General features: G+C 72.7%; 14 protein-coding genes and 2 pseudogenes. 5 read left to right on the forward strand and 11 right to left on the reverse strand.

Annotated elements, in window-relative coordinates; translation table 11 throughout:
* A partial coding sequence (locus EFK10_RS14750; RefSeq protein ID WP_322973335.1) for an SbcC/MukB-like Walker B domain-containing protein occupies window positions 1-648 on the forward strand: 648 nt, incomplete at its 5' end.
* Between the two features lie 94 nt (window positions 649-742).
* Here EFK10_RS14750 and EFK10_RS14755 read toward each other — a convergent pair.
* Window positions 743-1,192 carry an Lrp/AsnC family transcriptional regulator gene (locus EFK10_RS14755; RefSeq protein ID WP_127356151.1) on the reverse strand — a complete coding sequence of 150 codons (450 nt, stop codon included), beginning with the start codon at window positions 1,190-1,192 and terminating at the stop codon, window positions 743-745.
* Window positions 1,193-1,286: 94 nt separating this feature from the next.
* Here EFK10_RS14755 and EFK10_RS14760 point away from each other — a divergent pair, with 94 nt between their 5' ends.
* Window positions 1,287-1,739, forward strand: a complete 453-nt coding sequence (locus EFK10_RS14760) for a rhodanese-like domain-containing protein (protein ID WP_127356152.1) — start codon at window positions 1,287-1,289, stop codon at window positions 1,737-1,739.
* Window positions 1,740-1,742: 3 nt separating this feature from the next.
* On the opposite strand, the gene EFK10_RS14765 is transcribed toward EFK10_RS14760, so the two are convergent.
* From EFK10_RS14765 to EFK10_RS14790, 6 genes and pseudogenes are all read right to left on the reverse strand, one after another.
* The gene (locus EFK10_RS14765; RefSeq protein WP_407647078.1) at window positions 1,743-1,895 is read right to left on the reverse strand and encodes a hypothetical protein; all 153 of its coding nucleotides are present in this window, start codon (window positions 1,893-1,895) and stop codon (window positions 1,743-1,745) included.
* Between the two features lie 244 nt (window positions 1,896-2,139).
* Window positions 2,140-2,790, reverse strand: coding sequence for an ATP-grasp domain-containing protein (locus EFK10_RS14770; protein WP_127356154.1), 651 nt, complete (start codon window positions 2,788-2,790; stop codon window positions 2,140-2,142).
* A 16-nt stretch (window positions 2,791-2,806) separates the two neighbouring features.
* Window positions 2,807-3,139: pseudogene (locus EFK10_RS14775) on the reverse strand (DUF2238 domain-containing protein); the annotation flags it as partial.
* 36 nt (window positions 3,140-3,175) lie between these two features.
* Window positions 3,176-4,048, reverse strand: a complete 873-nt coding sequence (locus tag EFK10_RS14780; RefSeq protein WP_127356155.1) for an ATP-grasp domain-containing protein — start codon at window positions 4,046-4,048, stop codon at window positions 3,176-3,178.
* Window positions 4,049-4,089: 41 nt separating this feature from the next.
* A complete protein-coding gene (locus EFK10_RS14785; RefSeq protein WP_127356156.1) occupies window positions 4,090-5,766 on the reverse strand; it encodes a DUF885 domain-containing protein in 1,677 nt (558 codons plus the stop codon).
* Window positions 5,767-5,815: 49 nt separating this feature from the next.
* On the reverse strand, window positions 5,816-6,298 hold the full coding sequence (locus tag EFK10_RS14790; protein ID WP_127356157.1) for an Lrp/AsnC family transcriptional regulator: 483 nt from the start codon (window positions 6,296-6,298) through the stop codon (window positions 5,816-5,818).
* A gap of 60 nt (window positions 6,299-6,358) precedes the next feature.
* On the opposite strand from EFK10_RS14790, the gene EFK10_RS14795 reads away from it, so the two are divergent.
* Window positions 6,359-7,516: a trans-sulfuration enzyme family protein gene (locus EFK10_RS14795; protein WP_127356158.1), complete on the forward strand. Its 1,158-nt coding sequence runs from the start codon at window positions 6,359-6,361 to the stop codon at window positions 7,514-7,516.
* On the opposite strand, the gene EFK10_RS14800 is transcribed toward EFK10_RS14795, so the two are convergent.
* The 3 genes and pseudogenes from EFK10_RS14800 to EFK10_RS14810 all read right to left on the reverse strand — a co-directional run.
* On the reverse strand, window positions 7,470-8,822 hold the full coding sequence (locus EFK10_RS14800; protein ID WP_127356159.1) for a GNAT family N-acetyltransferase: 1,353 nt from the start codon (window positions 8,820-8,822) through the stop codon (window positions 7,470-7,472). The genes EFK10_RS14795 and EFK10_RS14800 overlap by 47 nt on opposite strands.
* Before the next feature lie 82 nt (window positions 8,823-8,904).
* Window positions 8,905-9,420 carry a DUF1990 family protein gene (locus tag EFK10_RS14805; protein WP_240677226.1) on the reverse strand — a complete coding sequence of 172 codons (516 nt, stop codon included), beginning with the start codon at window positions 9,418-9,420 and terminating at the stop codon, window positions 8,905-8,907.
* Window positions 9,421-9,454: 34 nt separating this feature from the next.
* Window positions 9,455-9,838, reverse strand: a pseudogene (locus EFK10_RS14810) (alkaline phosphatase D family protein); the annotation flags it as partial.
* Between EFK10_RS14810 and EFK10_RS14815 the strand changes: the two are divergent.
* Together EFK10_RS14815 and EFK10_RS14820 are read left to right on the forward strand one after the other, a co-directional pair.
* Complete coding sequence (locus EFK10_RS14815) at window positions 9,761-9,946, forward strand: hypothetical protein (RefSeq protein ID WP_127356161.1); 186 nt, start codon at window positions 9,761-9,763, stop codon at window positions 9,944-9,946. The pseudogene EFK10_RS14810 and the gene EFK10_RS14815 sit on opposite strands and share 78 nt — an antisense overlap.
* Window positions 9,921-11,729, forward strand: a complete 1,809-nt coding sequence (locus EFK10_RS14820; RefSeq protein ID WP_407647079.1) for a PucR family transcriptional regulator — start codon at window positions 9,921-9,923, stop codon at window positions 11,727-11,729. Before EFK10_RS14815 ends, EFK10_RS14820 begins: the two co-directional genes overlap by 26 nt.
* A gap of 4 nt (window positions 11,730-11,733) precedes the next feature.
* On the opposite strand, the gene EFK10_RS14825 is transcribed toward EFK10_RS14820, so the two are convergent.
* Window positions 11,734-12,393, reverse strand: a 660-nt coding sequence (locus EFK10_RS14825; RefSeq protein WP_206305457.1) for a cytosine permease, incomplete at its 5' end; no start/stop codon positions are given.

Here is a 12,393-nt window from a genome sequence, read left to right on the forward strand (position 1 = left end):
ACCGCCCGCGACCGCTGCGCCGAACTGGACGGCCTCGGCGCCCAGGCCGCCGCCCGCACCACCGAACTCGCCCCCGCCCGCGCCGCGTACGCGCGGCTGCGCCGCCTCGCCGAGCTGGCCGCCGGCACGTCCTCCGAGAACCAGCTCAAGATGGAGCTCGAGACCTACGTCCTGGCCGCCCGCCTCGAACAGGTCGCCGCCGCAGCCAGCGTCCGGCTCCAGCGCATGTCCTCCGGCCGCTACACCCTCGTCCACAGCGACGCCAAGGCCTCCCGGGGCTCCCGCTCCGGCCTCGGCCTCCTCGCCGTCGACGCCTGGACCGGCACCGAACGCGACACCGCCACCCTCTCCGGCGGCGAGACCTTCTTCGCCTCCCTCGCCCTCGCCCTCGGCCTCGCCGACGTCGTCACCGACGAGGCGGGAGGCACGCGCCTCGACACCCTCTTCATCGACGAGGGCTTCGGCAGCCTCGACGAACAGACCCTCGACGAAGTCCTCGACGTCCTTGACGCCCTCCGCGAGCGCGACCGCGCCGTCGGCATCGTCAGCCACGTCGCCGACCTCCGTCAGCGCATCCCCGCCCAACTCCAGGTCCTCAAGGGCCAGCGCGGCTCAACCCTGCGACACCGCACGTCGGCCGAGCGGTGACGAAGCCCCTCCTTTCAACGCCCTCCTGGCGCGCTTCGCGGCTTCGTAGGGCTGCGCCGGCCTCCGGCCGTCGTGCCGTGGCTGCCGCCGGGGGTCAAATCTGTGAGACAGCCCGCCGGCCGAGCGGTGACGAATACACCACGCTCGTCGTCACGGACCCCAGCCCGGCGATCCGGCCCGCCGTTTCCTCGAGGTGCCGCATCGAGCGGGCCGCCACCTTCAGCACGAAGCAGTCCTCGCCCGTGACGTGATGGGCCTCCAGGATCTCCGGCGTCGAGGCCAGGAGGTCGTGGAACGGCTTGTAGTTGCCGTGCGGATAGCGCAGCCGTACGAAGGCCAGGATCGGCAGCCCGATCCGGTCGTGGTCGATCACGGCCGAATATCCGCTGATCACCCCCGCCTCCTCCAGCCGTCGCACCCGCTCGGTGACCGCGCTCGGCGACATGGACACGGCCCGCGCCAGCTCGGCGTAACTGGCCCGGCCGTCGCTCTGCAGGGCTTCCAGAATGCGCCAGTCGGTGGCGTCGAGGGAATGAACGGTCATGGGCGAGGTGTAGCAGTGGATTCCCCGGCCTTGCAAGCGAAGAGCCGGGGAATCTCACTTCCTGACTCCCGTGAAGATCCGTAAATTCGTGGCCATGACACAGCAGCTCACCGTCACCCCCGCCGACGCGGCCGCGTATTTCGCCGCCAGCCTCGCCTTCCACACCGACGTCTCCGATGTCGCCGCCGCGCTCGCCTCCGGCGAGGACCCCGGCTTCAGCGTCATCGACTCCCGCTCCACCCAGTCCTGGGACCAGGGCCACATCCCCGGCGCCCTCCACCTCCCCACCAGCCGGATCCCCCGCCTCGCCGCCGAACTCCTCGACCCCGCCCGCCCCCTCGTCGTCCACTGCTGGGGCCCCGCCTGCAACGGCGCCGCCCGCGCCGCCTACGCTCTCGCCTCTCTCGGCTACCAGGTCAAGGAAATGCTCGGCGGCATGGAGTACTGGATCCGCGAAGGCCTCCCCTACCTTGCCGCCGACGGCCCCGACCAACGCCCCGCCGACCCCCTCACCGCGCCCGTAGCGGCGGGTGCCTGCGGCTGCTGAGCGTCAGCGCTCCGCGTAGCGGGCCGGCCGAAGGAACCGCATGTCCTGTGGCTCGAACTCCCCGGCCGGGCGGGCGGCTCGCAGCACCACGTTGAGCGCCGCGTCGCTGTCGCAGGCGTAATGCCCGCTCGCCCAGGCGGCGTTCGCCTCCACCACGGCCCAGTCGCCGTTCGCGAGTCGGCCTAAGAGGCCGCGCAAATAGGTGGGGCGGCGTCGCGTGCCGATGGGCGGCGCCTGGCGGCGTTGTCGTCGGTCGACGACGTCCCCAAGCCTGGCGGCTGGGTGGGGGTCCCCGGCCGAAGGCTGGTGGGGGTCCCCCCGGACGGAGTCTGGGGGAGAGTGCCCCCACCGCGTCGCCTCCCTCCTCCGCCTTGCCAGACTTGCCCCTCGCCCCGCTCCTTCACCCACCCCACCTATTCGCGCGGCCTCTATCGACCACGACCGCGGCGGGCAGCGCGGGCACGCCCGGTGCGAAGAGCCGTCCGGCGAAGTCCAGCAGCTCCGCGCGCTGCGGATCGTCGTCGAGCGGGGCGATGTCCAACTCGCCGTGCGTCATGTAGCGGCTGCCCGCGCGGACCTCGCCGTTCAGCACGAACAGCCGGAACTCCACGGCGAAGGCGACGATGTCGCTCACCAGCACCGGCACGTCATCGTCCACCGCGTCGGGCCCCGGCAGCCCGCTGCCGTCCGGGTAGACGCGCGCCGGGAAGCTCTTGTCGTTCGGCGGCTTGACGAAAGCGGGCCGGCGCAGCCGACGCGCCTCCGCGACTGTCGTGAACTCGACGTCCCGGCCGACGAGTTCGCGCGGCAGCCGCGTGAGCCAGTCCTCGTCGGCTTCCAGCAGCCCGAGCCCCAGGTCGTGACCGACCGCGTCCGCGAACAGCGGGCCCGCGTACAGCGTCGAGCCGGGCAGGTCGCGCAGCTCCGGCGGCACGCGCCAGTCCGTGAGCGTGCGCGTGCGCATTCCGCGTCGGCGCGCGGCCTCGGCGAGCGCCCTGCCCGTGGCGGTGACGCGCGGGGAGAGGAAAAGCGTGCGGGCTGTGGTGTTCATGAGCGCCGATGGTGGCTCATACCAACTGCTCGGCGACAGCGGTTTTCGGCGCGCCGGCCCGTCGCCGCCCGGCCCGGTAGGCGAAGCCCGCGGCGATCAGAGCACCCAGCAGCGCGATCGCCATGTCCTTCTGAGAGTCCCACATGTCACCCTGCTGGCCGTTGTAGGCCTCCGCTGCTCCGGGCGCGAGCGACACCGCGACCAGCCACTCGAAGAGCTCGTACAGGGCGCCCGTCGAGACAACGACCTGGACGGACGCAGCCACCGCCCAGGCCGGGCGCCAGCCGCGGGCGGTCTGGAGGCAGCGGGCTAGGACCGGGGTGAGGCAGAGGCCGTAGGAGAGGTGGACGAGGCGGTCGAGGCCGCGATTGTGTGGAGCGTTGGGTCACTCAGATACGGCGCCGAGCGCCTTGAACAGCGGTGCCGGATCAGCGCCGGCGGGCAGATCGCTGACCTGCCCGTCGCCGACCTCGACCACCCGCCACCGCCCGTCCTCGCGCAACGCGAGATCGGTCGTCACGAACGGGCACCCCAGCGCGGCCACCAGCGGCCGTACGGCATCAAGCCCCGGCTCCGGCAGCAGCCCCGGGCTGTCCGGGTGGGCGGTGACCCGTACGGGTTCCCCGTCCACCCACCACACCCGGGCCTCGCCCGCGCCCGGGGTGAAGCGCTCGAAGGCCCGTACGACGACGCCTCCGGCCAGGAAGTCGCCCTGCAACTCGACGAGCCGGGCGACCACCGCCGCGAGGCGGTCCGGCTCGGCAAGGTCAGGGACGTAACAGGCCTCGTCCCACTCGTGCTTGCGGGACTTCACGTAGTCCTTGACGTTCCCCGGACCGCCGCCGAGCGGCGCGGTGAGCCGCGCCAGCACCGCCGCACCCGGCGCGACCCCGGGAACGGTGGGCAGCCATACGCTGCGCGGCGTCACCGCCTCGAACGTCGCGTACCAGCCCGGGAGTTCGTGCGCCCGGCGGTATGCCTCCGGGGAGGTCAGCAGGCGTACGCTCCGCTCCGCCAGCGCGCCGTCCAACGCGGTGTACGCGCTCGTGGGGACCATCCAGCCCCGGTACCAGGCCGGCCCGGCGCCGGGCGGGACGGCCGCGACAGCCGCCGCCGGATCGCCCGCGAGCAGCGCGTCGTGGTCGATCAGCGCAACCCGGTGCCCCAACTCCCGTGCCGCCCGCGCCTCCCCGGCGAAGTGCGGATCCGCCCGACGTGGACCGAGCGGATCCGCGCAGACGATGAACGTCGCCCCCATGCCCGGCACTTTACCCCGGGCGCCGTACGGCCCTTCGGTAATTACAGCCGGGAGAGCTCGTCCACCAGGTCGTCCAGCCCCAGCGAGCCCTGCGACAGGGCGGCCATGTGCCAGGCCTTGGGGTCGAAGGAGTCACCGTGCGCCTTGCGGGCGGCGTCGCGGCCGGCGAGCCAGGCGCGCTCGCCGAGCTTGTAGCCGATGGCCTGGCCGGGGATGCCGAGGTAGCGGACCAGCTCGCTGTCGAGCATGGCGGCGGGCAGTCCGTTGTAGAGCCCGAAGAACTCACGGCCCAGCTCGGGCGTCCAGCGCTCGCCGGGACGGAAGGGGCTGTGGGCCGGGATGGGGAGTTCCAGGTGCATGCCGATGTCGAGGACGACGCGGGTGGCGCGCAGCATCTGGGCGTTTAGGTAGCCGAGCCGGCGGCCGGGGTCGGTGAGGAAGCCGAGCTCGTCCATGAGGTGCTCGGCGTACAGGGCCCAGCCCTCCGCGTTGGCGCTGACCTGGCCGAGGGTGGCCTGGTAGCGGGAGAGGCGGTCGGCGACGTAGACCCACTGGGCGAGCTGGAGGTGGTGGCCCGGCACCCCCTCGTGGTACCAGGTGCTGACCAGGTCCCAGACGGGGAAGCGGTCCTTGCCCAGCGTGGGCAGCCAGGTGCGGCCGGGGCGGGAGAAGTCCAGCGAGGGCGCGGTGTAGTAGGGCGCGGCGGCGCTGCCGGGCGGCGCGATCCGCGACTCGACACGCCTTACGGGCTCCGCGAGATCGAAGTGGGTGCCGTCGAGCGCGGCGATCGCCTCGTCCATCAGCCCCTGCAGCCACTGCTGGACGGCGTCGACGCCCTCGATGGCCTCGCCTTCGGCGTCGAGGTGCCGCAGGGCCTCCAGCGGGGTGGCGCCGGGCAGCACCTTCTCCGCCTCCTTGCGCATCTCGGCGTCGAGGCGGTGGAACTCCTCCCAGCCCCAGGCGTACGCCTCGTCCAGGTCCAGGTCGGACCCGGTCCAGTAGCGCGCCCAGCAGGCGTAGCGCTCGCGGCCGACGCCGTCCGGGGTGCCCTCGACGGCGGGGGCGTAGACGTCCCGCAGCCAGTCGCGCAGGGTGGCGATCCCGGCGGTGGCGTCGGCGGCCGCCGCTTCCAGCTCCTCCCGCAGCGTGTCGGGGCCGCCGGCCGCCAGTTCGGCGAACCAGCTGCGGCCGCTCTCCTCGCCCAGCCACTCGCCGAACTGCTCGACCACCGTGGCGACCTGGCGCGGTGCGGCGGGCAGCTTGCGGTCCAGGCCCGCCGCCAGCGACTCGCGGTACCCGGCCAGCGCCGCTGGAACGGCCCGCAGCCGGGCGGCGATCGCGGCCCAGTCCTCCTCGGTCTCGGTAGGCATCATCATGAAGACGCCACGCACCGAATGCGCCGGGGTGAAGAGATTGCTGACGGCGCGCAGTCCCTCGCCCGCCTCGTGCACGGCCAGTTCGGCGGTCAGCCGCTCCCGCAGCAGCCGGGCGCAGCGGCGCTCGGCGTCGTCGTCCACGGGTCCGGCCGCGTCGAGCTCGGCGAGAGTCCGGCGGGCGAGATCGGCGAGGGCCTCGAGCCCGGCGGGGGAGTAGTCGGGAAGCCGGTCCTGAACGGCGCGTACGCCGAGGTAGGTGCCGGTGACCGGCTCCAGCTCGGTGTAGGCGTCGACGTACGCGTCGGCGATCTGTCGGGGCATGCGGTCTTCAGTGGTGGACATGCGCACATCCTCGTACGACGTGGCAGGCCACGTCACCACCGCATCCGATTCACTGGGCCGGTGCGGGCGGCAGCAGGGGGCCGCAGTCCCACTGCTGGAAGATCAGCCGGGTCTCCACGCGGGCGACTTCGGGCCGCGCCGTGAACTCGTCGATGACCAGCCGCTGCAGATCCGCCGTCCCGGCCACCGCCACGTGCACCAGATAGTCGTCCGGCCCGGCGAGATGGAACAGCGCCCGGGACTCCGGTAGCGCCCGTATCCGCTCGACGAACGGGCCGATCAGTTCCCGGCGGTGCGGCCGCACCTGGACCGACAGCAGCGCCTCCAGCGGCCGCCCGAGCCGTACGGGGTCGACCCGCAGCCGGTCGCCGGTGATCACGCCGGTGCGGCGCAGCCGCGCGACCCGGTCCAGGCAGGTCGAGGGCGCGATGCCGACAGCAGCGGCGAGGTCGCGGTAGGTGGTCCGGGCGTCGTTCTGCAGAAGCCGCAGAATCTCCAGGTCCACCGGATCCAGAAGCACAGAATCGGACATCGGCCGAACGTAGCACGGGCGCCGCGCACTACCGCCCGGTAGTTGTTCACGATCGCCTCCATGGAGCCACGATCGCTCGCCACCGAGGCCGTCCACGCCGGCCGCGAGGACCTCGCGGGACTCGGCCTGCACGCCGTCCCCCTGGACCTGTCCACCACCTACCCGTCGTACGACACCCGGGCCGAGGCCGCCCGCCTCGACGCCTTCGCCGCCACCGGTGAACTCCCGGCCGGGCCCCCCGTCTACGCGCGCCTCGACAACCCCACCACCGCCCGCTTCGAAACGGCCCTCGCCCGCCTCGAAGGCGCCGAGGCCGCGGTCGCCTTCGCCAGCGGCATGGCCGCCCTCAGCGCCGTCCTGCTGGCCCGCGCCGCCATGGGACTGCGGCACGTCGTCGCCGTCCGCCCGCTGTACGGATGCAGCGACCACCTGCTGACCGCCGGGCTGCTCGGCACCGAGGTGACCTGGGTGGACCCGGCTGGCATTGCCGACGCCATCCGCGCCGACACCGGCCTGGTGATGGTGGAAACCCCCGCCAATCCGACCCTCGCCGAGCTGGACCTGCCGGCGGTGGCCCACTCGTGCGGCGCGGTGCCGCTGCTGGCCGACAACACCTTCGCCACGCCCGTACTGCAGCGCCCGCTGGCCGCCGGCGCCCGGATGGTGCTGCACAGCGCCACCAAGTACCTGGGCGGCCACGGTGACGTACTCGGGGGAGTGGTGGCCTGTGACGCGGAGTTCGCTCGGCGGCTGCGCCAGGTGCGCTTCGCCACCGGCGGCGTACTGCATCCGCTGGCCGGCTATCTGCTGTTGCGCGGGCTTGCCACCCTTCCCGTACGGATGCGGGCGGCGTCGGCGACGGCGGCGCTGCTCGCCGAGCGGCTGGCCGCGGACCCCCGGGTGACCAGGACGTACTATCCGAGGATCGGCGGCGCGATGATCGCCTTCGAGGTTGCGGGCGACCCGCACGCGGTGACCGCCGGGGTGCGGTTGATCACCCCGGCGGTCAGTCTCGGCAGTGTGGACACCCTCATCCAGCACCCCGCGTCGATCAGCCATCGCATCGTCGACGAGGGCGACCGGCGGCGCGCCGGGGTCAGCGACCGGCTGCTGCGGATGTCGGTCGGCCTGGAGGACCCGGAGGACCTGTGGGCCGACCTGGACGGGGCGCTCAGTGCGTCCGAGCGGGCGCGTCCGCAGGCGACAGCGTCGCGGTGATGACCAGGGTGCCGTCCTCGACCTGGTAGTCCAGCGGCAGGCTCAGGCGGCGCATGGTCGCGACCATGCCGGTGTTGGTCGCCTGGGTCACCGCGTAGACGCTGTCGCGGTGGGCGCCTGCGGCCAGGTCGGTCAGCCGGCGCAGCAGCTCGACGCCGATGCCCCGGCGCTGCCAGTCGTCCTCGACCAGCACGGCGACCTCGCTCTCGTCGCCGTCCCACAGCAGGTGCGCCAGTGCGACGATCCGCCCCGAGGCGGTCTCCACGGCCAGGGTCTGCCCGAACCGGGGGCTGAGCAGGTGCTCCAGGTAGCGGTCGGTGTCGCGGACCGGCCCGTGGTAGCGCTGGGCCAGCGTCGAGGGGGAGCAGCGGCCGTGCATCGCGCTGGCGGCGGCCAGGTCCTCGGGGCCGGCCCGCCGGATGGTGATCGCGTTGCCTTCCGGCAGCGTCAGCACATCCCGCCCCTTCGGCACCCGCACCCCCAACCGTGCGTCGAGCTCCACCAGCGCGCGGGCCCGGGCGAACTCGGTCGGCGTGAAGGGCAGATACGGCCGCTCCACGGTGATGCTGCCGCCGGACGGGTCGCGCAGCCGCATCACGGTGCCCTCCAGCACCTCCTCGTACGGAGCCGAGCCCGGGCGGTCGGCGGGCAGCGAGCGGATGCTGCAACGGCCGAACAACTGGCGTAGCGCCAGCGGCAGTTCAGCTGCGTCCATGGCGGTGCGGGTGGCGAGGTTGAGCATCCGGGTCGGCGTGTCGACCAGGTCGTGCGTGTCGGCCCGCTCGACCCAGGTGTCGCGGCCGCCCGCGGTGGTCACGGCGCGGCTGAGCCCGCCCGGGGCCAGCGACGCGGGGGCGCGCAGCAGGAACTCGTCCACCGTGCCCTCGGCCAGCGGATGGGCCTGCAGAGTGAGGATGTCGACCCCGTGGGCGGCCAGCGCGGTGCACACCGCGCCCAGGCTGCCGGGCGTGTCGCGCACCGTGGTGCGCAGCCGCCACAGAAGGGAGGGCCCCAGGTCGGCCGTGAGCGCCGGGTCGGCGTCAGTGTCCGTGTCCAGGGCCGGATCATGATCGAGCGCCGGCGGCGAATGGCTGTGGCGGCGTGCCCACCATGTGTGGAATCCGGTGGTCGCGGCGAGCGCCGCCGCCGAGGCGCAGAGCAGCACGGGGCCGTCCGGGCCGTGGGCTACGAGATTGGCCAGCAGGTCAGCGGTGGCCACGGCGACGAAGATCGCGGCGAGTTCGATCAGGTCGCGCCGCCAGTGGTGCCGGCGGGCTTTGGCGTTCGTAGACGTCAGATGAGGCATGTCATCACCATGCCTACGTGTTGTTGCGTGATCACAAACGCACTATGACCGACGAGTAAAGGGTGAATCATGTCCGTTAAGTTCACCTTCCATAGGTTTGTTTTTGAGCCAGTCGGCGCAGGCAGCTGCCATAACGACGGGCGGCGGCGCGCTGCACCAGCCGCCCCGCCGGCCCCGCTACCCGCAGATACCAGGCCGCCGGCCGGCTGAAGGCGGTCACGGTCAGCCAGACCGAACCGTCGGCCTCCGACTCCACGACGAAGGACTCCTCGCCGCACTCCGGATGCCCGGCCAGCGTGCCGTACGCGAAGCCGGTCCGCCGTTCCTCGCGTACGGTCCACACCACCTCGCACGGGATCCGCACCGGTCCGGCCCGCATCACCACCCGCACCCCCGGCGCCGCGTCGGGTGCGTCTGCCCCGACCCGCAGTCCGGCGGCCCGCTGCATCCGCCAGCCGAGCAGCGCCCGCCCGGCCGCCGCGAAGACCTCCGGGCTGTCCCCGAGCCGTACGCGCATCCGCAGCAGGTGGTATCCGGGCGGTGGCAGCGACCCGGCATCCCGGGTCGCACCCACCTCTTCATACGTAAAACCGTCCATCGCCGCCATACTCTCAAGGGGCGCGATGGCCCCGCTACTGCCCCACGCGCCCTGGCTGCAACACCTGGGTGAAGAGCACCGTGCCGTCCTGCTCCCGCAACCGCACCGTCAACTCGCCCGAGGCGCCGTCGATGTCGACCTCGCCGAAGAACTGGTACCCCTCGGCCGGGGAGACGTTCGCGACGGTCGGCGCCTTGACGAAGACCCGGTCCGGGCCGAAGGTGCCGTCCAGCGCGTTGGCCGGGAAGGCGCCCGCGTTGAGCGGCCCGGAGACGAACTCCCAGAAGGGCTCGAAGTCGGTGAAGGCGGCCCGCGAGGGGTCGTAGTGCTGGGCGGAGGTGTGGTGGACATCGGCGGTCAGCCACAGCGTGCCGGTGATGCGGCGGTGTTTGATGAAGCGCAGCAGCTCGGCGATCTCACCGCTGTCCCGGAATCCTTCGACATCTGTGCCCTCCGTAACCCGTGTGCAACTTGTGTCGATCCGTTCCTAGTGGTGCTACATGCCCTGGACCCCAACGACCGGTGAACACCACTCTTTTTGGGCTCGGTTCACCTCCGGTCCGCTCAGCCACTGTGGGGGACAGCGGCCGCTCCCCTTCGGCTCACTCGCCGACCACATACACTCCACATCCAGGGGCAGCGCGAGCGACGGGCTTACCGCTTTGAGCGACCAGATACCGGCCATTCCGCCGCAGGCCGTGGCGGGGCGGCTCACCGTGCGTGACGTACTCGACCTGGAGCTGGTGGCGCCCTGGGGAGCGGAGGTCGTGGCGGGCGCGGCGCATCTGCACCGCGCGGTGCGGTGGCTGCATGTGGCCGAGGCGCTGGACGTCGGGGTGATGCTCAACGGCGGGGAGATGGTGCTGACCACCGGCCTGCTGCTGGCCGGTGACGAGCGGGCCCAGCGGGAGTACATCGAGTCGATGCAGCGGGCCGACGTGGCAGCGGTCGTCCTGGGCCTGGGCCGGGCCTTCCGGACCACCCCCGAACCGATGCGCCGCGCCGCGGAACGCTGCGGGGTGCCGCTGATCGTGCTGCACCGGCCCGCGCCCTTCGCCCGGCTGACGGAGGAGGTGCACTCGCGGCTGGCGCACGGCCGGTTCGCCACCCTCGACCTGTCCGACCGGGTTCGGTCCTCGCTGACCACCCTCAACCTGTCGGGCGCGAGCCTCCAGCAGGTGCTCGACGAGATCGCCTCCTACAGCGGCTGCCCCGCCGTCCTGGTGAACCTGGCCCAGCGGGTGCTGGCCTCGGCCGGCGACAAGGGCTCGCTCAGCGAACTCCTCCGTGACTGGGACCGCGTCTCCCGGCAGGTGGCAGGGCTGTCCGGCGGCGGCCCGGTGACGGTCGGGCCCGACGGCTGGATCGTGGCGTCCCTGGAGGCTCGGGGGCGGCAGTGGGGCCGCCTGGTCCTCTTCGGCTACCAGGGCCCCGAGGAGTACGGGCAGCTGCTGGCCGCCCGCGCCGCCGAGGCCCTGGTCATGCACCGCCTGCTCGGCGACCGCGACCGGGGCTGGGAGGACCAGGCCGCCGAATCGCTCCTCCTCGACCTCGCCTCGGGCGCCGCTCGCCCCGAGCAGCTGCTCGCCCGGGTCCGCGCGGCCGGGCTGCCCGTCAACCGGCGCACCTTCGTACCCGTCGTCGTTCGCCTCCTCGACCACGGCCCCGACGGGCTGGACGACATGCCCGAACTCGTCGACCGCGTCCTGGCCGAACAGCCGGGCGTCTCCGGCCTGGTGGCCCGGATCGGTCCGGCGGGCACGGCCGTGCTGCTGAGCATCCCCTACGGCCAGGACGCCGACGCCGCCGTGCACCGGGTCGCGGTGCAGGTGCACGAGGGGCTGAAGGCGAGCGGCAGGACCGCCGTCGCCGGGGCGGGCTTCGGCTGCTCGGAGCTGGACGAGCTGCGCCGTTCCTTCGTCGAGGCCGTGCATGTCGCCGACGCGGCGGTGGCCGGGCCCCCGGCCGCGCCGGTGGCGCGGCTGCGCGATGTACGGCTGCGCGGACTCGTACGGCTACTGCGCGACGAACCGGAGCTCCAGGCCTTCATCGAGCGCGAGCTGGGTCCGCTGCTGCAGAACCCCGACCTGCTGGACGTCCTGCGCACCTACCTCGACACCGGCCGCAACAAATCCCTCGCCGCCCAGATGCACCACGTCAGTCGCCCGGCCCTCTACCGGCGGCTGCAGAGCATCGAGGCCCTCCTGGGCACCGACCTGGACGACTGGGAGCAGCTCACCTCGGTCTACGTCGCCCTGCTCGCCCACGAGGCGCAGCGTGCGGCGGGACCGGGCCCCGCCGCACGCTGACCGCTCAGCTCTTCCGGTCCGGTACGAACAGGGTCAGCAGGAAGTACGTGACGAGCGAGGCAACCAGGCCGACCGCCCATCCGTAGTCCGCGAGCGGCTTGAGGAAGGGGATCAGGCCGTCCGCCGGGAAGGGCCCCTGCTTGACGCCCTTGACGACGTTGGAGTACGAGCCGCCGATAGCCAGCACACCGCCGATGGCGAATGCGACGACCGCCCGCCAGTTCCAGCCGCCGTCGTACCAGTAGCGGCCGCCGGCCTTGTAGAGGTCGGCGAGGTCGAGCTTGGTGCGGCGGACGATCCAGTAGTCGGCGATGAGGATGCCGGCCACGGTGCCGAGCAGGCCGCCGACGGTGCCGAGCCAGGTGAAGATGTACGCCTGCGGGCTGGAGATCAACTTCCACGGGAAGATGGCCACGCCGACACCGGCGGTGATCAGCGCGCCGGTACGGAAGCTGATGATGCGCGGCGCGATGTTGGACAGGTCGAAGGCGGGCGAGACGGTGTTCGCCGCGATGTTCACCGACAGGGTGGCGACCAGCACGGTGACCAGGGCGAAGAGGATCCCGGCCCAGTTGTCGAGCTTGGCGGCCAGGGCCACCGGGTCCCAGATGGCGGTGCCGTAGACGGCCTGGGAGCCGGAGGTGACCAGGACCGACAGCAGCGC

The sequence above is a fragment of the Streptomyces soli genome (assembly GCF_003999195.1).
Lineage (GTDB): Bacteria > Actinomycetota > Actinomycetes > Streptomycetales > Streptomycetaceae > Actinacidiphila > Actinacidiphila soli.

What these genes read in the sequence shown, in the direction of transcription:
- EFK10_RS14795 (WP_127356158.1), top strand. Translation starts at nt 6,359, where the DNA reads ATGGAGCCACGATCGCTCGCCACCGAGGCCGTCCACGCCGGCCGCGAG.
- EFK10_RS14790 (WP_127356157.1), bottom strand. Translation starts at nt 6,298, where the DNA reads ATGTCCGATTCTGTGCTTCTGGATCCGGTGGACCTGGAGATTCTGCGG.
- EFK10_RS14780 (WP_127356155.1), bottom strand. Translation starts at nt 4,048, where the DNA reads ATGGGGGCGACGTTCATCGTCTGCGCGGATCCGCTCGGTCCACGTCGG.
- EFK10_RS14755 (WP_127356151.1), bottom strand. Translation starts at nt 1,192, where the DNA reads ATGACCGTTCATTCCCTCGACGCCACCGACTGGCGCATTCTGGAAGCC.
- EFK10_RS14760 (WP_127356152.1), top strand. Translation starts at nt 1,287, where the DNA reads ATGACACAGCAGCTCACCGTCACCCCCGCCGACGCGGCCGCGTATTTC.
- EFK10_RS14820 (WP_407647079.1), top strand. Translation starts at nt 9,921, where the DNA reads ATGCCCTGGACCCCAACGACCGGTGAACACCACTCTTTTTGGGCTCGG.
- EFK10_RS14805 (WP_240677226.1), bottom strand. Translation starts at nt 9,420, where the DNA reads ATGGACGGTTTTACGTATGAAGAGGTGGGTGCGACCCGGGATGCCGGG.
- EFK10_RS14770 (WP_127356154.1), bottom strand. Translation starts at nt 2,790, where the DNA reads ATGAACACCACAGCCCGCACGCTTTTCCTCTCCCCGCGCGTCACCGCC.
- EFK10_RS14800 (WP_127356159.1), bottom strand. Translation starts at nt 8,822, where the DNA reads ATGCCTCATCTGACGTCTACGAACGCCAAAGCCCGCCGGCACCACTGG.
- EFK10_RS14785 (WP_127356156.1), bottom strand. Translation starts at nt 5,766, where the DNA reads ATGTCCACCACTGAAGACCGCATGCCCCGACAGATCGCCGACGCGTAC.